This window comes from Citricoccus zhacaiensis (assembly GCF_014645315.1).
GTDB lineage: Bacteria > Actinomycetota > Actinomycetes > Actinomycetales > Micrococcaceae > Citricoccus > Citricoccus zhacaiensis.
Genome location: NZ_BMLQ01000002.1, coordinates 216310 through 237108, shown reverse-complemented (window position 1 = coordinate 237108; position 20799 = coordinate 216310). Strand labels below are relative to the sequence as shown.

Here is a 20799-nt window from a genome sequence, read left to right as displayed (position 1 = left end):
GGACGGCGGGATGGGCGAAGTCCCGAGTGTACCGATCCGGGCACTGGTCCGTTCCCCCTGCAAGTGGGACCATGTCACCCATGACTGACGCGCCGCCGCCCTCGCCGACCGATGCACCATCACCGCCGCCCAGCGGCTCCGCGGAGGACGGCGGCGTGAAGGCCGTCCTGCACCACTACCTGATGACCGCCCGGCGTGACCTGCGGTGGAAGCTCGAGGGGCTCACCGAGCGCCAGCTCCGCACGCCCATGACCCCCACCGGCACGAACCTGCTGGGGGTCCTCAAGCACGTGGCCTCGGTGGAGGTCGACTACTTCACCGGCTGCTTCGGCCGGCCCTCCGGGATCGAGATGCCGTGGTTCGATGACGACTCGGAGCCCAACGCGGACATGTATGCCACGGCTGAGGAATCGGTGGAGTGGGTCTTCGCGCTCGCGGACCGCTGCGCCGCCGCGTCGGATGCGGCGATCGCGGAACTGGACCTGGCCGCCGTCGGGCACGTTCCGTGGTGGACGAACGGGACCGTGACGCTCGGCCGGCTGCTGGTGCACATGGTGGCCGAGTACCAGCGGCACCTGGGGCACGCGGACATCGTGCGGGAACTGTTCGACGGTGCCGCCGGCCTGGCGCCCGGCAACACCAACCTCCCCGGCGAGGCGGACGGTGTTTCAGCGGACTGGTGGGCCGGCTACACCGAGCGGCTGCGGCAGATTGCCACGGGCGCGCCGGACACGCTGCCGGACACCCCCAATACGTGAGTCCGTTACCCGGCCGGCAGCTCTGAGATCTGGAACGTGGCCCCGGCCGGGTCGGCCACGGTGGCCAGGCGGCCGAAGGGCGTGTCCATCGGGCCGTCCAGCACGGTCCCGCCCTGCGCCCGGACGAGGTCCGCGGCGGCATCGGCGTTCTCGACGATGAAGTACGGGCGCCAGAAGGAGCCGGTGCCCTCGGGGAACCAGTTGCGCGGGGCATCGCACAGTCCGGCGGTCGCGGCCTCGCCCGGGTGGTTGTTGGCATAACGCCCGCCCTCAGTACCGTCGCCGGCGTCGTCGGTCGCGACGGTCTCGTCTGACTGCTCGCTCGCACCGGCGTCCGTGTCCGCGCCGGCCTCCTGGCCGTCGTCCCCCAGCAGCGTCGGCTCCCATCCCCAGACCGTCCGGTAGTACTCGGCATCGGCGTCGTAGTCGAAGCTCATGACCTCGAACCAGACTGGGGCACCGACGGTGCCGTCCAGGACGAAGCCCTCGAAACCGTCCGCCTCCCAGATGCCCATGCCTTCCCCACCGGGCGTGATCACCACACCCATCGAGCCGAGGCCGGGCATCGGCATGGCAGGGACGATCACGCTGCCGCCCGCCGCGGCGGTATCCGTCAGGGACTTCTCGATGTCGTCGCTCTTGAGGTAGACGGTCCACGCGGCAGGCTGATCGGCGTCGGACTCCATCTGGGACATGGCACCGCCCACCGACGCACCGTGGCGGGTGATCATGTGATAGTTGGCGAAGTCCGGTCCCATGTCCTCGAACTCCCAGCCGAACAGGGACTGGTAGAAGCCCTTGACGGCATCGAGGTCCGGGACACCGAGGTCCACCCAGACGGGTGGTCCGGCGGTGATGCCGGTGTGAGCGGTACTGGCGGCGGGGCTGGTGTTCGCGGTCATGGTGGTCTCCTGGTGACGGCGGAGGATGGCGGGGCCGGTTGGTCTCGCCGGGTTCGGATGGGTCAGGCCGGTGGGCGGTACCGGGGCATCATCGACGGCAGCGCGCTGAGCATCGGGAACTGCCACGGGGCCGCGAAGTCCAGGCTCAGCGCCACGGTGGCCGAGGCCGTGAGCGGTTGGGGATGGACGCCGACGGCGGGACGCGGGTTGGCCAGGTGCTCCACCGGTTCCGTGGTGGCCGGCACGGCCGTGGCCAGCAGCCACGGTGCGGAGGCGACGAGGGGCAATCGGAACGAGCCCTCGCCGAGGCGGAGGACGCCCGTCACCGGCAGGCCGGCAGGGGACGGGGACGGGTAGAAGCCGATCCAGACCAGCGATTCCAGGCCCGGTCCGCCGCGCAGATGGGGCGGCAGGCGGACGGTGCCGTGGACGGTCCCGAGCTGGCCGGTGGTGGGATTCGGCACGCCTTCGGTCAGGTCGGCCTCCGTGATGCCGGGCGGGAGCACGGCGAACGGGGCCAACGTGGTGGTGGTGAGGGTGTCCGCGAGGCGGCGCAGCTCCGAGGGTGCCACGCCGACCGCGTCACGGAAACGTCGGGTGAACGTGCCAGGGGAGGAGAACCCCACCTCGTGGCAGATGTCCACCACGGAGTGGTCCTCCGTCAGGAGCAGTTCCTTGGCCCGGTGGAACCGGACTCCGGCGAGGAAGCGGTTGGGGGTGACGCGCAGCTGTTGGGCGAACATCCGGGTGAAGTGGAACTGGCTGTAGCCGGCGGCATCGGCCATGTCCGCGACCGTGATGGGCTCGGTGGCATGGGTGGCAATGAACAGGGCGGCCCGCTGCGCCGCGGCCACGTGCTCTCCGCGCTGGTCTTTCACGGACCTAGTGTGGTGGCGTGCCACGGCTGTTGTCAGCATGTCATGTGCTCCGAATCCGGCCTGCCCGGGGTGAGCGTTCAGCCGGCGGGCATCTCCGAGGACATCCAGAGGATCTCCCACTGGTGGCCGTCCGGGTCCGTGAAGGTGCGCCCGTACATCAGGCCGGCATCCACCATCTCCTGCGCGGGGTTCGGATCACTGGGCGGAACCTCCGTGGCTCCGGCGGCCAGGGCGGCGTCCACGAACGGGTCCACGTTCTCCTGGGCCGCTGCGTCCAGGGCGATGATCGCGCCGTTGGCGGCCTGGGTGTCCGCCACCGGCTTGCCGTTGAGGAAGCTGGCGTAGAAGTCCCGGGCCAGCAGCATCACGGTGACGTGCTGGCTGAAGGAGAGCGAGAGCGCGTTCTCATCGGAGTAGTCCTCCGAGATGCGCACCCCCACCGCGGTCCAGAAGGTCCTCGCCGCAGCCACGTCCTGGATGGGCAGGTTGACGTAGATGTTCGAGCCGATGCCCGTGCTGGTCTGGTTCATGGAATCGACCCTAGGACCGTGCTGTCCCGGGGCCGACTCCAATCCTGCGCAGCCCGACGATGCCGCGGGCCGTAGGACCGGCTACCCGAGGCTGAGCAGCACCACGGCGACGCCGGCGGCCACCAGGCCGATGATCCGCCGGTGGGTGACGTGTTCACGGAGGACGAAGACCCCGAGCAGGACTGGGATCACCGGGTAGAGCGAGGCCAGCGCGACGGCGATCGCGAGCAGTTGCTGCCGCGTGGCCAGCAGGTACAAGGAGAGTCCGAGGGCGGCTCCAGCCCCGATGGTCAAGGCCTTGGCGGTGTCTGCCCAGCTGACGGGCCAGGCGTTCCGGGCGGTGGTGAACACCGGAGCGAGGACCAGGACCGCGGCGGCACGGCCGGCGACCACTGCCCAGAGACCGCTGCCGTCGGTGGCCAGGCCCAGCCCGATGTACTGGACCGCCACGCCGACGCTCGCGATGAGTCCGTCCCGGATCGCCGAGGAGCCGTGGTGTCGCCTCCTGCCGCTGGAGACGAGCCACAGGGCCGGCAACATGACTCCGATGCCCACCCATGCCGCCGGCGCGGGCTGTTCGGCGAGGAACCAGACCCCGCACAGCACGGACAGGGCCACGCCGGTGACGGCGCTGATGGGCAGGACGACGCTCATGTCCCCGCGGGCCAATGCACGGTTCAGGTAGAGCATGGTCACGGCGCTGCCGACTCCTGAGAGTGCACCGAACCCCAGATCGATGAGACCGACATGTTCGGTGGGGACCGCGATCGCGGCCAGCAGTGCGAAGAGTAGTCCGCCCACCTGGCCCACCCAGGCGACGAAGGCGTAGTGGAGCCGGCGGGACAGGATCCCGCCGGCGTAATCGACCAGGCCATAGACCACGGCGGAGGCGAGCGCCAACATCGGGCCCATCATGCCAGAGCGATGGCCGCCAGGGTACGTCCCCAGCGGCCATCACGTCAGCCTGTCGGTTCCCGGAGGAGGGTGGAATCAGCCCGGATCAGGCCAGGGCGAGCCCCTGTACCGGGGCCAGTTTCGCGGCCCGTTGCGAGGGGGCCACCGAGGCGAGCAGCCCGGCCAGCACAGACACGCCCACGATCACGGCCAACTCCCACCAGGGGACGACCGGCCAGACAATGGACTGACCGATCCCGGCCGCCATCGGTGCGAAGACAGTGTGAGCACCCAGGCCGCCGTAGACGGTTCCCAGAGCGGAGCCGATCAGTGCCGCCACCCCCGAGATCAACACGGCCTCCAGGGCCAGCATGCCGCGGAGCCCGCGCCGGGTCAGGCCCAGGGCCCGCATCAGCGAGTTCTCCCGTGAGCGCTCGATGGCGGACAGGGACAGGGTGTTGGCCACGCCGATCAGGGCGATCAGCACCGAGACGGCGAGCAGGGCGGTGACCACCATGAGCATGCCATCGATCACCACGGAGAACATCAGCCGCATGCTGAGGTCCCCGGAGATTTTGTCCTGGGAGACCCCGGCCGCCTGCGCGATCCCGGTGTTCAGCTCCTGCAGGCCGTCCATGGTGACCGTGTCCGAGGCGTTGAGCCAGAGCTGCGGTGCCGCGCCGGCGTTCTCCGCCAGACCGATCGACTGTGCATCCTCGAGGGTGATCACGGGCCGCACGGTGGAGGAGGCACTCTGGATGACCTCGAGTTCTAGGGAACCGCTGGCGCCGGTGACGGTCACGGTGTCCGTCTCGACGGTGTTGGGCATCAGGATGGTCCCGGGTTCGCCGAGCCGGTCGGCGCCTACGCCCTCCGGCATGCCGGAGACGACGGACCTCAGGTCCGCAGGGTCGGCGGCATAGACGGGTGCGCCGGCGTCGGAACCCTCGCCCGAGGCCGAACCGTCGCCTGCTGCAGGCTCGGTCACACCGGCCGGCAGCAGCAGGGCCGCGGCGTCGATCCCCTCCACCTGCGCCACGTTGTCCCGGGCCGTCTGGGCCTCGGAGGAGTCCAGGCCCATGCCGCCGGCGGCACCAGAGCCGTCACCGGCTGGCGGGGCGGCGCCCACGGCGGACTCATTGCCACTGCCGGACACGAGCTCCACCTGCAGGTCCACGGGGAACTCCGTGGCGAAGATGGTGTCCATCTGCTGCTGGGCGGTGCGCCCGCCCGTGAGCATCATGGCCACCAGGGTGGTGCCGATCAGCAGGGCCGCGGCCGTGGAGGCGGTCCGGCCCGGATTGCGGGTGGCGTTGAGGCGGGCCATCCGGCCGGGCACGCCGGCCGGGCGAGCCGCCAGTCCGGCCACGGAGACGACCGCGGGCACGAACAGCACGGCGAGCATGAGCACGCCCACGAAGGACAGCGCGCCGCCGGCCACGGCGGTCACCAGATTTGCCTCCGCGGCGCCCCAGACCAGCCCGGCCGCGCCGACCGCCAGGAACAGGGTGCCGAAGACCAGACGCAGGGCTCCGGCCCGGTTGCCGACGGCGGCGTCCTCACGGGGGCGCATGGCCTCCAGCGGGGAGACGCGCGTCGCGGCCAGGGCGGCGGACATCGACGCGATGATCGTCATCACCATGCCCACGGCCACACAGGCGAGGAGGTCCCGCGGGTTGGCCTCGAAGGTCAGGAATCCGAAGCCCTCGTTGGTGGAGCCCCACAGGACGAGGGCCGCCACGATGCCGCTGGCCAGGGCCGAGCCGATGATCGCGCCGATGATGCCGATGACGCCGGCCTCGACCAGCACGGATCCGCGCACCTGCCGGCGGGAGGCACCCAGGGCCCGTTGCAGGGCCAGGTCGCGAGACCGCTGGGCCACCAGCACGGAGAAGGTGTTGGAGATGACCAGTGCGGTGACGAGCAGGGCGATCACGGCGAAGGCACCGAGCACCCAGACGAAGACATTGGAGCCGGCCATCTGGGCGACCTGCTCCTGGGCCTGCACGTCCGGGGTGGCCACGGTGACCGCCATCCCCTCGGACTTGGCGAACTCCTGCAGGGCGGCCTGGACGGCGGCCTGGTCGGCCCCGTCCTCGAGGCTGATCAGGACGTACTCGGCGTAGTCCTGGCCGAGGATCTCCTCCGGGTCAACCGCCTCCTCGCCGGCGGCACCGGCCTCGGGGGCCATGGCCTGGACGGCGTCGAGCTTCAGGGCCTCGGCCAGGGCGTCGTCCACCTTCAGCTGGATCGCGCCGATCGCGCTGGGGTTCTGCGAGACCTCGGTCAGCCCGGACACGGTGACCTTGCGGCCGGCCGCGTCAGAGGACATGCCGGACATCAGGAAGGTGGAGGAGCCGACGTCGAGCCCGAAGTTCTCGGCGGTGCGCTCGTCCAGGGTGATCTCCGTGGTGGAGCCGGCGGCCGGGTATTCGCCGGCCGTAAGCCGCTCGGCCACCAGGGAGGTGTCCTCGGGGACGGTGGAGGCCATGGCGAAGTCGGAGTCGGGGCTCCAGGTGCCCTCGCCCTCGGCGTCGGAGGGACGCTGGACGCCCACGGAGGAGACCACGTGGGCGTAGGCGTCCTTCACGCCTTCGACGTCCTGCAGGGGGCCGGGCTCGGAGGAGGTACCGGCCACCTCGGCCATGGACGTCATGGCATCGAACGTGTCGCCGGAGCCGGAGGACGGGCCGACCACCAGGTCGGCCTTGGAGTAGGTGGCGCCGATGGAGTTGCGCAGGCTGGCCGTGGAGGAGGAGCCCACGAGCAGCGCGGAGGCCAGGAACGTCACGCCGATGGTGATGGCCAGCAGCACCGAGATGTAGCGGCGCGGCTGGTCCCTCAGTTGGGACAGGGCGAGCTTCAGCATGGCTCAGGCCACCCCCAGCTTCGCGAGGGAGGCCAGCACGTTGTCCGGGGTGGGGTCCGTGATCTCGCCGGCGAGCTGGCCGTCCGCCAGCAGGACCACGCGGTCCGCGTAGGCGGCGGCGGCCGGATCGTGGGTGACCATGATGATGGTCTGGCCCATCTCCCGCGAGGAGCGGCGCAGCAGGGAGAGCACCTCGGCGCCGGTGGCGGAGTCGAGGTTGCCGGTCGGCTCGTCGCCGAACACCACGTCCGGGCGGGTCAGCAGGGCCCGGGCCACGGCCACGCGCTGCTGCTGGCCGCCGGAGAGCTGGTGGGGCTTGTGCTTGAGGCGGTCCGTCAGGCCGAGGATCCCCACGACATCGGCCATCCAGGCCTGGTCCACCGGCTTGCCGGCCAGGTCCAGGGGCAGCACGATGTTCTGCTCGGCCGTCAGGGTGGGGACGAGGTTGAAGGCCTGGAAGACGAAGCCGATCCGGTCGCGGCGCAGCCGGGTCAGCTCGGTGTCGTTCAGGCCGGTGATCTCCCGGCCGCCGAGCACGATGGAGCCGGAATCCGCGGTGTCCAGGCCGGCCAGGCAGTGCATGAGGGTGGACTTGCCGGAACCGGAGGGGCCCATGATGGCGGTGAAGCGGCCCTCGGCAAAGTCCACGTCCACGCCGGCGAGGGCGTGGACCACAGCCTCGCCCTTGCCGTAGGTCTTGACGAGGCCGCGAGCCGAGATGGCGGCCGAGGGGGTGTCCGGGGAAGCGGGAGTGGTGGAGGCGATGACGTCCGTACTGGTATCCATGGCACCCACTCAACCGGTTTCACCGCCGCCACGGATCCACCGACGGGCCCGTTCCGTGGCCAATCAGGGTCATCCTCAGGGATGACTCGGGGTCCTCCCGGACTCAGGGGTAGCATTCGACGGTGCGGGGGCCGAGCCCGGAGCCCGCGAACAGGGATGCCCAGCAGAAAGTGGAGGCCGTCAGTGGATGTGGTCATGGCGGCTCTGCCGATCGTGCTGACCTTAGGACTACTCCCGACGAAACTCCCCTCCTGGGTGGCGCCCGGTGTGGGCCTGGCGGCCGCGCTGGTGATCGCCGTCGCCTGGTTCGCCACCCCGTGGTCCCACGTGGGGGAGGCCTTCGGCGGTGGCGCCGGGACGGTCGTGGAGGTGCTGGCCATCATCGGCGGCGGCATCCTGCTGTCTCGGGTCATGGACCGCACCGGCGGCCAGCAGCGGATCGCGATCTGGCTCTCTGCCGGCGGCGGGCCCACCGTCTCCACGGCGCTGCTGATGGTGACGGGCGTGGTGCCGTTCCTGGAATCAGTGACGGGTTTCGGGGTGTCCGTGATCATCGGGTTGCCGCTGCTGCTGGCCCTGGGATTCACGCCCCTGCGGGCGGCGCTGCTCTCCCTGCTCGGCCTGACGGTGGCCCCGTGGGGATCCATGGCGCCCGGCACCCTGCTCGGCGCCGAGATCGCCGGTGTCCCGCTGCTGGACATGGGCCTGGCCTCCGGGGCCTTCAACATCGTGGCCTTCGTGGGCGGGGGGACCCTGGCCGCCATCGTGGCGGGCCGCGGATCCCACGAGGTGGGAGCCCACCGGGGCGAGTTGACGTGGAAGGCCTACGCCGTGTGGGCCGCCACCGGGTTCACCGCCGGGCTCGTCCAGGGCTCCGTCGTCGTGCTGGCCAACCTGCTGCTCGGCACGGCCGTGGCCGGCGCCGTCGGCTCCCTGGTCATGGCCGCCCTGTGGGCCGTGATCATCAGCCGGGGCAAGCTCCAGCCCACCCCCTGGCGCTACCTGTCCCCGTATCTGATCCTGCTCCTCGGGACCATCGCCGGTCAGGTCATCGAGCGCACCCTGCTGCCCAACGGCGTGGGGGCTGTGCTGGGCTCCCCGGCACTGTGGTCCATCAGCGGTGCCCTGGCGGGCGTGTGGATCCTGGCCATGGAACGGCACCACCGCTGGCTGCTGCCGCGCGAGACCGGGCGGATGTGGCTGGGTACGGCCATCCCGACCGGGCTCTACCTGCTGCTGGGCTACGCCATCTCCGGTGGTGGGCTGGCGGACAGCCTGGCCGCCGCGCTGACCTCTCTCGGGGGCGGATTCCTGTTCCTGGTGCCGTTCATCGGCGGACTCGGCGGCTACATCACCGCCTCCAATACGGGGGCGAACTCGATGTTCGGTGGCACCCAGACCGCCGCCGCCCACGCCCTCGGGGTGGAGCCGCTCTGGGTCATGGGCGGGCAGAACGCCGCCGCCGGACTCGGCTGCCTGACGAGCCCCGCCCGGATCGAGCTGGCCTACCGGCTGGCCCAGCCGCACGTGCTCGAGGACACCCCCGGGCGGACGCTCAGCCGGGGCGCCCTGCTGCGGATCACCATGCCCTTCTTCCTGGCCTGCCTGGTGATCTGGGGCTTCGCCTGCCTGCTGTTCCTGCCCGCCGCCGGGTGAATCCGGCTACGGCGTGACCAGGCCCGCCCGGTAGGCCGTCACCACGGCCTGGACGCGGTCCCGGGCCCCGAGCTTGGCCAGCACCCGGCCCACGTGGGTCTTCACGGTGGCCTCGGAGAGGAACAGCCCGGCGGCGATCTCCTGATTGGAGTCACCGCGCGCCATCAGCACGAGCACCTCGCGCTCTCGCGGTGTGAGCGAATCCACGGAGGCCGTCTCCCGTTGGCGCCGATCGTCGGCCGCCTGGTCCCGGCGCAGGGTCGGCGCCATGTGGTCCAGGAGGCGGCGCGTGGTGGAGGGGGCGATCACGGCGTCACCGCGGTGCACCGTGCGGATCGCCGCGAGCAGCTCTTCCGGGGGCGCGTCCTTCAGGAGGAACCCGGATGCCCCGGCCTCGATTGCCTCCAACGCGTATTCGTCCAGGTCAAAAGTGGTCAGCACCACGACGCGCGGTCCCTCCGGTTCGCCCGTGGCCGCACCGCCCAGCGAACTCGGGTGGGCGGCGCGGCCGTTCCCCGGTCCGTCCGTGGTGGCGCGACCGTCCGAGGCGGTGCGGCCAGCCGTGGCCGGTGCGGGGCCGGCGTCGGGCGTCTGGGGCAGCAGGGCACGCGTGGCGGAGATGCCGTCCATTTGCGGCATGCGGATGTCCATCAGCACCACGTCGGCACTGCGGACGGCGGGGGAGGCCACGGCGTCCCGGCCGTTCGAGGCCTCGGCCACGACCTCGAGGTCCGGCTGGGAGTTGATGAGCATGGCCAGGCCGGAGCGGACGAGTTGCTGGTCGTCCACCAGGGCCACGCGAATGGCTGCGGGATGCTGGGTCTCGGTCACGCTTCCATCATCTCCTGTCCGGTGCTCCCTGCGGTGCGGAGGTGCACAGGCGGCATCTCAGATCTCCTGATACGGCACCGAGGCGCGCACGGCGAAGCCACCGCCCTGCCGGGGGCCGGCCTGGACGGAGCCGCCGAACAGGGCGATGCGTTCGCGCAGGCCCACCAGACCCTGCTGGGAGCCCTTGGTGGACTCCGAGGCGGCGGCTCCGCGCCCGTTGTCCGTGACCTCGATCTCGAGGCCGGTGCCGGTCCAGCTCAGCAGTACCGTGGCCCGGGCGTTCGGGCCACCGTGGCGGACGGTGTTGGTCAGGGACTCCTGCACGGCACGGTAGGCCGCCAGCTCGCCGCCGGTCGGCAGGGCCCGGCGGGCAGTGCCCTCCACCGAGTAGTCCACATCCAGTCCGGTGAGGCGGATGGTGTTGATGAGGTCCTCGAGGTCCACCAGCCCGGGCTGCGGGTGGAACTCGGTGGCCTCCGGTCCGCGCAGCACGCCCAGCAGCCGGCGCATCTCCCCGAGGGCCTTGCGGCCGGTCTCGGAGATGGTGCCCAGGGTGTTGACGGCGACCTGCGGGTCGTGCGCACCGGCGTACCGGCCGCCGTCGGCCTGGGTGATGATGACCTGCAGCGAGTGCGCGACGATGTCATGCATCTCGCGCGCGATGTGGTTCCGCTCGTCCGCTGCCGCCAGTTCGCGCTCCTGGGCCGCCTCCACCTCGAGCTGCCGGGCCCGGTCCCGCAGTTGCTCCATGGCCAGGCGGCGGGTGCGGGCGAGATCGCCGAAGGCCCACGCCGCCAGCACGATCGCCGCGGCCCCCACGGCGAAGGACACCGCGATCACGGCCTGCTGGGCCGAATCGGCGTACATCGACGCGTTGTTGGAGATCAGATCCGCACCTGGATCCAGGAAGGACGGCGGGGCGTAGGCGATCTTCGCTCCGTTGAGCACGGCCCCCGCGAGGGCGGTACCGAGGCCGGCGAAGGAGGCCCACCGGGGCCCGTTCGCGGCGAGGTTGTGCACCATCATCGGCACGATGATGACCGAGGGCAGCAGGTCCGGGCCGATCAGCAGCTGCACAAGACAGAAGAACACGGTGACCCCAGCTGCCAGCACGGGCTTCCACCGCCGGATGGCCCACGGGACGAGCTGGCCGACCGAGATGATGAACGCCAGTATCTCCCAGCCCATGGACGACGCTCCCGAACCCGACATGGGGGCCGCAGCCCCGATCGACAGCGTGGAGAACAGGAGCACCAACACGCACGCCACCAGCACATCCGTGATGACGGGATGGTTGCGGAAAAACGAGTCGAGGCGGCGCAGAGGGTTCACGGTGTGAGGTCCGCCAGGATCTCCGAGGCCGGGGCCACGCGCGTCCGTGCGGCTCCGACGCCGGCCCACAGGCTCACTGCCTCAGCGTCACCGGCCGCGGTGGCCGCAGCCCGCAGCGGCTGGGTCAGGACGTTGACCTCCGGATACGCGGCCGGCGCGTCGGCGTGGTCGCGCATGAACCGGTTCTCCAGGCCCCGCGCCCAGCGCCCGGAGAAGGCGCGGGTCAGCGCGGTGCGGGCAGAGCCGTCGCCGTGAGTGAAGCGGGTGCCGGCGGCGGTCTGCTCCAGGACCGCGCGCTGCAGGGCGGAGGTGCCGGCCTCCTCGGCCCGCAGGAACGCGGTGCCGCACTGGGCGGCGGCGGCCCCGGCGGCCAGCACAGCACGCACCCCATCCGCGTCCGTAATGCCGCCAGCGGCAAACAGGGGAACCTGGGGCCCGACGCCGGCCCGCACCTCGGCGAGCAGCTCGGCCAGGGCGGTGGTGGCGGGGGCGGCCTGGGGATCGTGGACGGAGCGGTGGCCGCCGGATTCAGGCCCCTGGACGCTGAGCACGTCAGCGCCGTGGGCCAGGGCGGCGGTGGCCTCCTCGACGGTGGTCACGGTGACCCCGAGGACGCAGCCGGCGGCGTGCAGCCGGTCGAAGACCTCGGGTGCGGGCAGGCCGAAAGTGAAGGTGATCAGGGGCCAGGCGCCGGCCTCGGCGGCCTGGAGCTTGGCGTCCCAGCCGTCCATCGCGTCCGGGTTCACGGCCGGGCCCTGGGTGGGCGGGACGTCGGTACCGGGCAGGTCCACACCGAGGGCTGCCGCCTCGGCGAGCAGCGCGGAACGGTAGGCGGCCACCTCGGCCGCGCGCCGGCGTCGTGCCTCGGAACCGGGTGCCTTGCGGGAGGCGGGGATGGCGGTGTTGGCCGGTTCGGGGACGAAGAGGTTGACCCCGATGGTCCGGTCCGTGACCTGGCGGGCCGCCTCGACGTCCGCGGTGAGCTGGTCCACCGGACGCATGCCGCCGGCCAGGAACCCCAGACCGCCCGCGGCCGAGACCGCAACGGCGAGCTGCCAGGTGGAGGGGCCGCCGGCCATCGGCGCGGCGACCACGGGTACCGCGGGAGGCGCGAACTGCGGGGCGGTGTGCGGGCTGGTGCCGGGCGCGGCCGGTGAGACGAACGGAGAGCCGGTGAGCGGGGCGTCGGGTGAATCAGAGCTCATGGGTGGATTCTGGCACGGAGCGCGAGCACCTGCGTGATGCCAGCCGTGGCGAGCGCCGAGACCAGCATCGCGGCCAGGACGATCTCCTGGCCGGCGTCCGTGAACTGGGTGAGGAACGCACCCACGGCGATCATGGCGAGCAGCATGCCCAGCAGGGCAGGGCCGCGACCGGTGGACTCGGTACGGGCGGGGCGGGTCTCGGCGGCCGGGTCGGTGATGTCCGCGGCGTAGCTGGAGGCCGAGATGACGTGGTGGACGGGCTCGGAATCGGCCATTCCGTCCGTGGCCGGGATGGTGATGACGCGGAGATCCTCGGCGGGGGCATCGGTGTGGGTGGCGTCAGCGTGGGTGGCGGTGGTGGCGGAGGTGGGGGTCAGGGTCGGCGTGCTCATGTTCTCCAGAGTGCCCGCCGGGACCGGTCTCGCAGAAGACACCGGAGGGTGAACCTGTGGCCCGCGGTGTACAACCAGGGGATGACCCAGACCCTCTCGTTTTCCGTCGAGTTGGGGTGAGTGTTTCGCCGAAACACCCACCCCAACTCGACACACAACGCAGGCGGGTCAGAGGATGCCGAGCCGGTTGGCGTCCGGGGAGACACACGCCATGGGGTCCACGGAAGCCGTCAGTGACGGGTGACGGTTCAGCAGCGGCACGGTCCACTTCTCGCCCGGATGCATGGTCTTGTCCCGGCCCTCCACGTTGAGGTGGATGGGATGGGCGGAGCCGTCCAGCAGCTCCAGGGTGATGCAGTACTGGGTGATGCGCACGCTCAACGGCTGACGGCGGAACCGGATGGTGAACTGCAGGCCCGGCAGTTCCAGGGGGAGTAGGGGGTGCAGCCACAGGGTGTCCGCACGGGTCTCCACGCCGGCGTAGCAGCGGATGATCATGTCCACGGTGCCGGCCATGGCCCCCAGGTGGATGCCCTCGCGGGTGGTGCCGCCCTGGGTGTCGGACAGGTCCGCCTCGAGGGCCTCCTGGAAGAGTTCCCAGGAGCTGGAGCGGTCCGTGCGGGCCGCGACCCAGCCGTGGACCAGCCGGGACAGGGTGGATCCGTGGGAGGTGCGGGCCAGATAGTAGTCCACGGTGGCCGCGAAGTCCTCGGAGGTGAAGTGGTACCCCATCCGGTTGAGGATGCCCTGGAGTTCCTCGGAGGAGAACAGGTAGGTGAGCATCAGCACGTCCGCCTGCTTGGAGAGCTTGTAGCGGTTCGTGGTGTCACCCTCCGCCTGCAGGATGAGGTCGAGCCGCCCGATGTTGCCGTACTTCGCCCGGTAGGCGTCCCAGTCGAACTCCAGCAGGTCCTCGTAGCCGTCGAACTGGCTCATGACGCCGCCGTCCTGGAACGGTACCCGCAGCTTCAGGCTGATGTCCGCCCAGTGGTCCAGCTCATCCTCGAAGACGTCCAGCCATTCGGTCAGTGGGTCGTCCAGTCCGTCCAGCCAGTGCACCAGCCGCACGGTCTCGGAGAGCACCCAGGACAGCAGCACGTTGGTGTAGGCGTTGTTCCGCACACCGGAGCCGGGGGCCTCCGGGTAGCCGTCGTGGTACTCGTCCGGGCCCATCACGCCGTGCAACTCGTACCGGCCGCGCTCGGGGTTGTAGTGGGTCATGGACACGAAGAACCGGCAGATCTCCACGAGCATCTCGGCGCCGTAGTCGGAGACGAAGGTCTGGTCCTGCGTGGCCTCCACGTAACGCAGCACGGAGTACGCCACGGCCAGGGAGACGTGCCGCTGGCGGTGCGAGTTGTCCGGCATCCACTGCTGGGAGCGTTCGTTCCACAGCTCGGTGGGCGTCTCCTCGCGACCATCTGACCCGGACTGCCAGGGGAACATGGCGCCCTGGTATCCCTCGGCGCGGGCGTTGGCCCTGGCCTCGCCGAGCCGGCGGTAGCGGTACATCAACAGTCCGCGGGTCAGCTCCGGCCGGCGCAGTGTCAGCATGGGATAGATGAAGATCTCGTCCCAGAAGATGTGCCCGCGGTAGCCCTCCCCGTGCAGGCCACGGGCGCCCAGGCCGGCGTCCAGGTCCCGGCGGGAGCCGAAGCTGGTCTGCAGCACGTGGAAGGTGTGCAGGTTCAGAGCCATCTGGTGGCGCTGATTGGCCCCCTTGCGGACCAGGGCCTCGGTGGCGTCGAGCCGGGTGGCCGGGGGGAGCAGGTGGCCGTGCTGCTCCGGGGCCTGGTCCAGTTTCACGGCGAAGCGGGACCAGTTGATGCCCCACATCTCCTCGTGATAGGTCAGCAGCTGGCGGAATGAGCCGGTCCGCTCGATCCGCTTGGCCGCGTTGTGCCAGACCGAGGAGATGGCGTGGTCGTGGGTGTTGGCCGCTGCCGCGATCTTGTCGAACATCACCGGCACGCCCTCGGCGAGCTCGATCTCGATGTCGTGGCCGATCACCATGGGGCCCAGCTCCACCGGGGTGCGGACCGGTTCGGGCGCATCGGCGGGAGACTGGAAACGGGTCCGCGCGGCGGTGGCCACGTGCACGCGGGACTGGCTGGTCACGGTCTCCAGCAGGACGGTCTCCCCGTCGATCTCCCGGGTCTGGGCCGGCTCCCAGTGGTCCGAGGCGAGCTCGCGGTCATCGGCCACGTTCTGGTTGGACACACGGCCGTCGATCATGGACCGCACCGTGGCGGTGCCGGTCCAGTCCTCGGCCTCCACCGTCAGTTCCATGGCGGCCAGGTGGTGGCCGGCGAAGGACTGGAACTGGCGGGTGCTGACCCGGGTGGTGCGGCCCCGATCATCCCGGAACCGCATGGTGCGGCTCAGCAGCCCTCGGCGCAGGTCCAGCTCCTGGCGGTAGGAGACCATGTTCGGGTTGCCCGGCACCAGTTCCTCGCCGTTGTCCAGGGTGACCAGCACGAACGTCCAGTCCGGGGCGTTGACCATGTGCTCCGTCTCCACCGCCTTGCCCTGGACCGTGGACGTCAGCCGGTTGAAGACGCCGGCCACGTATGTCCCGGGGTAGTGGGTGGGGCCGGAGGTGGTGCCGGGGACGGAGCCACGCGTGCCCCAGTAGCCGTTGGCCAGGGTGCAGAGGGCCTCCCGGGTGCCCTCTTCCGCCGGGTCGAACTCGTCATAGGCCAGCACCCAGTTCGGGTCGAAGGGCCGGGTGGTGCGCTGTTCCAGGTGCAGCATGGTGATGTCCTCCACCACCACGTCCGCGCCGGCGTTCTTGAGCCGGTCCGGGTCACGCGCCCGGTCCACGCCGACCACCAGGCCGAAGCCGCCGTCGTGCGCCGCCTGCACTCCGGAGGCAGCGTCCTCAAGGACGATCGCGTCCACCGGCTCCACGCCCAGTTGCTGGGCGGCCAGCCGGAACATCGCCGGATCGGGTTTGCCGGGCAGGTCCCGTTCCAGGGCGGTGTTGCCGTCCACCACCACGTCGAAGAGCTTGTCCACGTGGCCGGCTCCCAGCACCGCCGCGGAGTTGCGGGAGGAGGTGACGAGGGCGGTGGGCACGGAATCGTGCCGCAGCTGCGTCAGCAGGGCGAGAGCCTCCGGGAAGACCGCGACGCCCTCGCGCGCCAGGACCTCCTCGAAGAATCCCTGCTTGCGGGCCGCCAGGGCCTGCACGGTCAGCGCGCCGTCCGCGCCAACGTCGACCCCCTCGGCGGCCGGCGTGCTCGCCGCCCCCGCAGCTGCTCCCGCGGCAGCCTCCGGGCCCGCGGGAGCCCTTGGGCCCGACAACTCGGTGAGCACGTCCGGAATTTCCGGCACCACCAGTCCGCGGGAGGCGAAGAAGGCCCGGACACCGTCCTCACGGGGCCGGCCGTCCACGAACTGCAGGTAGTCTGTGACGTGGTCGAAGGGGCGCAGCGCTCGCGGGTCCGCGGTCACCGTGGCCAGGTTGTGGGGCAGGGTGCCGACCGCCGCGATCGAGGCGTCGAAGAGTTCCTTCCACGCCCTGGCGTGCACGCCGGCGGTGTCCGTGACCACCCCATCCATGTCAAAGATGACCGCTCGGAAATGGCGGAGGGTGTGGCGGCGGGCGGGTCCCGTCAGCTGGACGGGACGAGTCAGTGGATGCATGAAGCCTTCCTGTTCCTCGGGCGGTGACCTCGGGACGATCGCGGTCAGTCCCCTGCATGGACCCGGCCACAGGTCTTGGGGCCAGCCTAACGAGGGGGACGTGCAGTGGATCAACCCGAGGCCACCCGGGCACGGCGAGCGCAGGGGCCGGGGAAGTCAGCGCCGTTCGAGGAGCATCAGGACCTCGTAGTGCTCGGTCTGCGGGAACATGTCCAGCAGCCGCGCCCGCACCGGACGGTACCCGGGCAGGTGCTCCAGGTCCCGCGCCAACGTGGCGGCATGGCAGCTCGAGTACAGCACGTGCGGAATCCCGGAGGCCTGGATCCAGTCCGCCAGCTCCGAGCCGATGCCGCGCCGCGGCGGATTGACCACGACAGCGTCCGGCAGCTCCGCGGGCACCTCGCCGGCGCCGGTGCCCATGGCCGGCGGCCCGTCCGGGGCGAGGTCGGGTGCGCGGTCCGGTGTTCGTCCCGTGGGGATCGCGGTGGCATCCCCGACGGCGAAGCGCACGCGGTCCTGCACGCCGAGCTCCCGTGCCGTCACCTGGGCGGCGGCGACGGCGTCCGCGGACGTCTCGAGGCCCCAGACCGTGCGCTCGGTGCCGGCCGGGAGCGGGCCGGGCCGGCCGTCGTCGTGAGGGCGGACCTCGGCGAGCTGGAAGCCGAAGCCGCCCACGCCGCAGTACAGGTCCCAGACGCTGGCGGCATCCGTGGTGTCCAGCCACTCGGCGGCCAGGGAGTAGAGGGCGGCCGCCATGGCGGTGTTGGTCTGGAAGAAGCCCTGGGGGCGCAGGTTCAGGGGGATGCCGTTGAGACGCATCGTCAGCGTCTGTGCCCCGGCCAGGTGGATCTCCTCCGGGCCTTCGAGCAGGGCGCGGTGCTCCGGCAGGAGGTTCGCGGTGACCACCTCGGTGTTCGGCAGGGCCGCCAGCAGGGCGGGGACCGCAGCACGGAGGGCAGGCAGCTGGTCCGTGGAACGCAGCACGAACCGGATCATCAGACCGCCGAAAGGGGAGAGGGTCATGATGACGTGCTTGAGCTCACCGGTGCGCGTGCCGACGCTGTACGGGGTCAGTGCGGCAGTGGTGATGACCTCCGCGACCACGGGGAAGGCCGCCCCGAGGGCCGGTTCATAGAGGCCGCAGTCGCGCAGGTCCACACCGGTGCCGTCATGGTGCTTGGGATGCTGGCGTGGATCGAGGATGCCGAGCCGGGGGTTCTCGGCGGTGCCCGTGACGACCATCTTGGCCTTGTTGCGGAAGCCGGACTCACGTGAGGGGACCGGGTCCAGCCACAGCTGCGAGCCATCCGGGGTCCGGGTGCCGGCCACCGGATCCAGGAGGCGGCGGACGCCGGCCTGTTTCCGGTCCAATTGCTCCGCGTAGGGCACGCCCATCAGGGGACAGGAACGGCACTCGCCGGCGTCGAAATGGGGGCATTGCATGGTGTCTCAAGGTTAGTGGCTGAAGAAAGTTCTGCCGATTCCCCACCCGGACCCATCCGCCGGCCGGGTGGCTCCGAATACTCCATGACAGCCCGCACGGAAGACCGGCGGGAGGCACCAGTGGGACAGCACGTTCCACGCACTTCAAGGAGTAGTCATCATGAAGACCACGATGCGCAACACCATGCTTGGATTGTTCGCTGTGACGGCACTCGGACTGACCGCCTGTGGCGGCGCCGCAGACGAGCCGGCCTCCTCCTCGGCGGCCGCCTCGTCCGAATCCTCCATGACCGCCTCGCCGTCCATGGAGGAGTCCATGGAGTCCGGATCTGGATCTGCCAGTGCCTCGGAGTCCATGATGGATCCGGCCGCCAACCTGGTCGGCCCGGGCTGCGCCGCCTACGCAGAGGAGGTCCCGGACGGTGCCGGCTCGGTGGAGGGCATGGCCATGGACCCCGTGGCCGTGGCCGCCTCGAACAACCCCATGCTGACGACCCTCACCTCGGCGGTGTCCGGCGAACTGAACCCGGATGTCAACCTGGTGGACACCCTGAACGGTGACGAGTTCACCGTGTTCGCCCCGGTGGATGACGCCTTCGCCGCCATCCCCGAGGCAGACCTGAACGCCGTGGTGGAGGATGCCGATATGCTCTCCTCGGTGCTCACCTACCACGTGGTCCCCGGCCAGATCTCCCCGGATGAGATCGCCGGAACCCACACCACCGTGCAGGGCGAGGACCTCGAGGTGGCCGGCAGTGGTGACGAGCTGACCGTCAACGACGCCAACGTCATCTGCGGTGGCGTGCAGACCGCCAACGCGACCGTCTACCTGGTCGATTCCGTCCTGATGCCGGCCATGGACTGATCCTCCACCGGCTGAGCCGGTCCATTGACGGCGCGGAGGTGGCCGGTCCAGTACCGAAGGAGGTGCGGGGCCGGCCACTTCCGCACCCGCCACTCTTGACCTAGCGACACTCTTCAAGTTCCACATTGTCCGCCCCCCGCCGCCAGGCGCAATCGACGAGAGAAGAACGATGGCCATGACGAGGCACGCTGAACCAGGCTCCGCCCGCGGCTGGCCCTTCGCCGCCTCCGGCGCCCTTGCCGCCGCCCTCCTGCTGGGCATCGCCGAGATCGCCTCCGCGCTGTTCTCCCCGGTGTCCTCACCCCTGGTGGCCGTGGGGGCGGCCTTCATCGACATCACGCCCTCGTGGCTGAAGGACTTCGCGATCGACGTCTTCGGCACTGCGGACAAGCTCGTGCTGATGGTGTCCATGGGCGTGGTGGCCCTGGCCCTGGCCGCCGTCCTGGGGCTCATCGCCCGCCGCCGGGTGGCACTGGCCTCGGTGCTCTGTGCCGCCATCGCCGTTCTTCTGGGCGCCGCCGTCCTGAGTCGGCCGGCGACGGGGTGGCTCGACCTGCTGCCCACCGTTCTCGGCGGCGTGGCTGGCATCGCGGCGCTGAACTGGCTCGTGCGGCTGGCGCATCGGCGCACCGTTCCGAACGGCGACAGCCCTGGCCCGGAGTCCACCGAGGGTGGCGCATCAGGTTCCGCTCGGCCGGAGGCGGCACGGCGCACCTTCCTGATCGGCGCCGGGCTGACGGCGGTGGTGGCCGTGGCAACCATGGCCGGAGGCCGCGCCCTCTCCGCCGTCAGCACGGCCGCGATGGCCACCCGTGACGCCTTGCGCCTGCCCGGGGCGCGCCGCACGGCCGCGCCGCTGCCCCCGGGAGTGGGCGCACCGGCCCCCGGGATGCCACCGTTCGTCACCCCCAACGGCGACTTCTACCGCATCGACACGGCCTTGGCCGTCCCCCGGATCGACCCCTCCACCTGGGAACTGCGGGTGCACGGCATGGTCGAGGAGGAGTTCACCCTGAGCTTCACCGAACTGCTGGAGCTGGACCTCCAGGAGAGCTGGGTGACCCTGACGTGCGTGTCCAACCCCGTGGGCGGGGACCTGGCCGGCAACGCCAAGTGGCTGGGATACCCGCTCCAGGACCTGTTGGCCCGGGCCCGGCCGCAGGCGGGTGCGGACATGGTGCTCTCGACGTCGGTTGACGGCTTCAGTGCCTCGACCTCCCTGGACGTCCTGACCGACGGCCGGGACGCTTTGCTCGCGGTCGGCATGAACGGGGAGCCGCTCCCGCTGGAGCATGGCTTTCCCGTGCGGATGGTGGTACCCGGACTGTACGGCTACGTCTCGGCCACCAAGTGGGTGGTGGACCTGGAGGTCACCCGCTTCGCGGACAAGACCGCCTACTGGACGGACCGCGGCTGGTCGGAACGCGGCCCGATCAAGCTGGCCTCAAGGATCGATGTCCCGCGGGGCTTCGAGGCGGTGCCGGCCGGCGCTACCGTCCTGGGCGGCACGGCCTGGTCCCAGACCATCGGCATCGACCGGGTCCAGGTGCAGGTGGATGACGGGGCGTGGCAGGACGCCACCCTGGCGGCCGAGGCCACCGTGGACACCTGGCGGCAGTGGTCCTTGGAGTGGGAGGGCGAGCCCGGCAACCACACGGCCCGGGTCCGCGCCGTGAACCGCGACGGCGAGGTGCAGACCGCAGAGCGTGCTGACACCGTGCCGGACGGCGCGAGCGGCTGGCATGAGGTCCAGTTCCGCGTCGAGTAGCCGACCGCGCGGCAGGCAGCCCGGCACGCAGCGCAGATTCGG

16 protein-coding genes are annotated in these 20799 nt (G+C 70.9%); 4 read left to right on the top strand and 12 right to left on the bottom strand.

All coding sequences use genetic code 11. The annotated features are described in order from the left end of the window. Positions 1-80: 80 nt before the first annotated feature. Positions 81-758 carry a DinB family protein gene (locus IEX49_RS04440; RefSeq protein WP_188804588.1) on the top strand — a complete coding sequence of 226 codons (678 nt, stop codon included), beginning with the start codon at positions 81-83 and terminating at the stop codon, positions 756-758. Positions 759-763: 5 nt separating this feature from the next. On the opposite strand, the gene IEX49_RS04435 is transcribed toward IEX49_RS04440, so the two are convergent. From IEX49_RS04435 to IEX49_RS04410, 6 genes are all read right to left on the bottom strand, one after another. Further along, a complete protein-coding gene (locus IEX49_RS04435) occupies positions 764-1660 on the bottom strand; it encodes a VOC family protein (protein WP_188804586.1) in 897 nt (298 codons plus the stop codon). 62 nt (positions 1661-1722) lie between these two features. Next, a complete protein-coding gene (locus IEX49_RS04430) occupies positions 1723-2538 on the bottom strand; it encodes a helix-turn-helix transcriptional regulator (protein WP_188804583.1) in 816 nt (271 codons plus the stop codon). A 77-nt stretch (positions 2539-2615) separates the two neighbouring features. Further along, entirely contained in the window at positions 2616-3068 is a 453-nt protein-coding gene (locus IEX49_RS04425) for a VOC family protein (protein ID WP_188804575.1), read from the bottom strand. 81 nt (positions 3069-3149) lie between these two features. Beyond that, on the bottom strand, positions 3150-3971 hold the full coding sequence (locus tag IEX49_RS04420; RefSeq protein WP_229672238.1) for a GRP family sugar transporter: 822 nt from the start codon (positions 3969-3971) through the stop codon (positions 3150-3152). A 97-nt stretch (positions 3972-4068) separates the two neighbouring features. Beyond that, on the bottom strand, positions 4069-6831 hold the full coding sequence (locus IEX49_RS04415; RefSeq protein ID WP_188804573.1) for an FtsX-like permease family protein: 2763 nt from the start codon (positions 6829-6831) through the stop codon (positions 4069-4071). A 3-nt stretch (positions 6832-6834) separates the two neighbouring features. After that, a complete protein-coding gene (locus IEX49_RS04410) occupies positions 6835-7617 on the bottom strand; it encodes an ABC transporter ATP-binding protein (protein ID WP_188804571.1) in 783 nt (260 codons plus the stop codon). Positions 7618-7812: 195 nt separating this feature from the next. Between IEX49_RS04410 and IEX49_RS04405 the strand changes: the two genes are divergently transcribed. Further along, positions 7813-9273 carry an L-lactate permease gene (locus IEX49_RS04405; RefSeq protein WP_229672236.1) on the top strand — a complete coding sequence of 487 codons (1461 nt, stop codon included), beginning with the start codon at positions 7813-7815 and terminating at the stop codon, positions 9271-9273. A 6-nt stretch (positions 9274-9279) separates the two neighbouring features. On the opposite strand, the gene IEX49_RS04400 is transcribed toward IEX49_RS04405, so the two are convergent. The 6 genes from IEX49_RS04400 to IEX49_RS04375 all read right to left on the bottom strand — a co-directional run bounded on the left by IEX49_RS04400 (position 9280) and on the right by IEX49_RS04375 (position 18124). Beyond that, positions 9280-10104 carry a response regulator gene (locus tag IEX49_RS04400; protein ID WP_188804568.1) on the bottom strand — a complete coding sequence of 275 codons (825 nt, stop codon included), beginning with the start codon at positions 10102-10104 and terminating at the stop codon, positions 9280-9282. A gap of 57 nt (positions 10105-10161) precedes the next feature. Further along, positions 10162-11436, bottom strand: a complete 1275-nt coding sequence (locus tag IEX49_RS04395; protein ID WP_229672235.1) for a sensor histidine kinase — start codon at positions 11434-11436, stop codon at positions 10162-10164. After that, positions 11433-12641: a nitronate monooxygenase gene (locus tag IEX49_RS04390; protein ID WP_188804566.1), complete on the bottom strand. Its 1209-nt coding sequence runs from the start codon at positions 12639-12641 to the stop codon at positions 11433-11435. The genes IEX49_RS04395 and IEX49_RS04390 overlap by 4 nt, the downstream gene beginning before the upstream one ends. After that, positions 12638-13033 carry a hypothetical protein gene (locus IEX49_RS04385; RefSeq protein WP_188804564.1) on the bottom strand — a complete coding sequence of 132 codons (396 nt, stop codon included), beginning with the start codon at positions 13031-13033 and terminating at the stop codon, positions 12638-12640. Before IEX49_RS04385 ends, IEX49_RS04390 begins: the two co-directional genes overlap by 4 nt. A 168-nt stretch (positions 13034-13201) precedes the next feature. Next, positions 13202-16681, bottom strand: a complete 3480-nt coding sequence (locus IEX49_RS04380) for an HAD-IA family hydrolase (protein ID WP_188804562.1) — start codon at positions 16679-16681, stop codon at positions 13202-13204. A 156-nt stretch (positions 16682-16837) separates the two neighbouring features. Then, entirely contained in the window at positions 16838-18124 is a 1287-nt protein-coding gene (locus tag IEX49_RS04375; protein ID WP_188804560.1) for a methyltransferase domain-containing protein, read from the bottom strand. Between the two features lie 160 nt (positions 18125-18284). Between IEX49_RS04375 and IEX49_RS04370 the strand changes: the two genes are divergently transcribed. After that, on the top strand, positions 18285-18989 hold the full coding sequence (locus tag IEX49_RS04370) for a fasciclin domain-containing protein (RefSeq protein ID WP_229672233.1): 705 nt from the start codon (positions 18285-18287) through the stop codon (positions 18987-18989). A 175-nt stretch (positions 18990-19164) separates the two neighbouring features. Further along, positions 19165-20757, top strand: coding sequence for a molybdopterin-dependent oxidoreductase (locus tag IEX49_RS04365; protein WP_188804558.1), 1593 nt, complete (start codon positions 19165-19167; stop codon positions 20755-20757). The last annotated feature ends 42 nt before the right edge of the window (positions 20758-20799 follow it).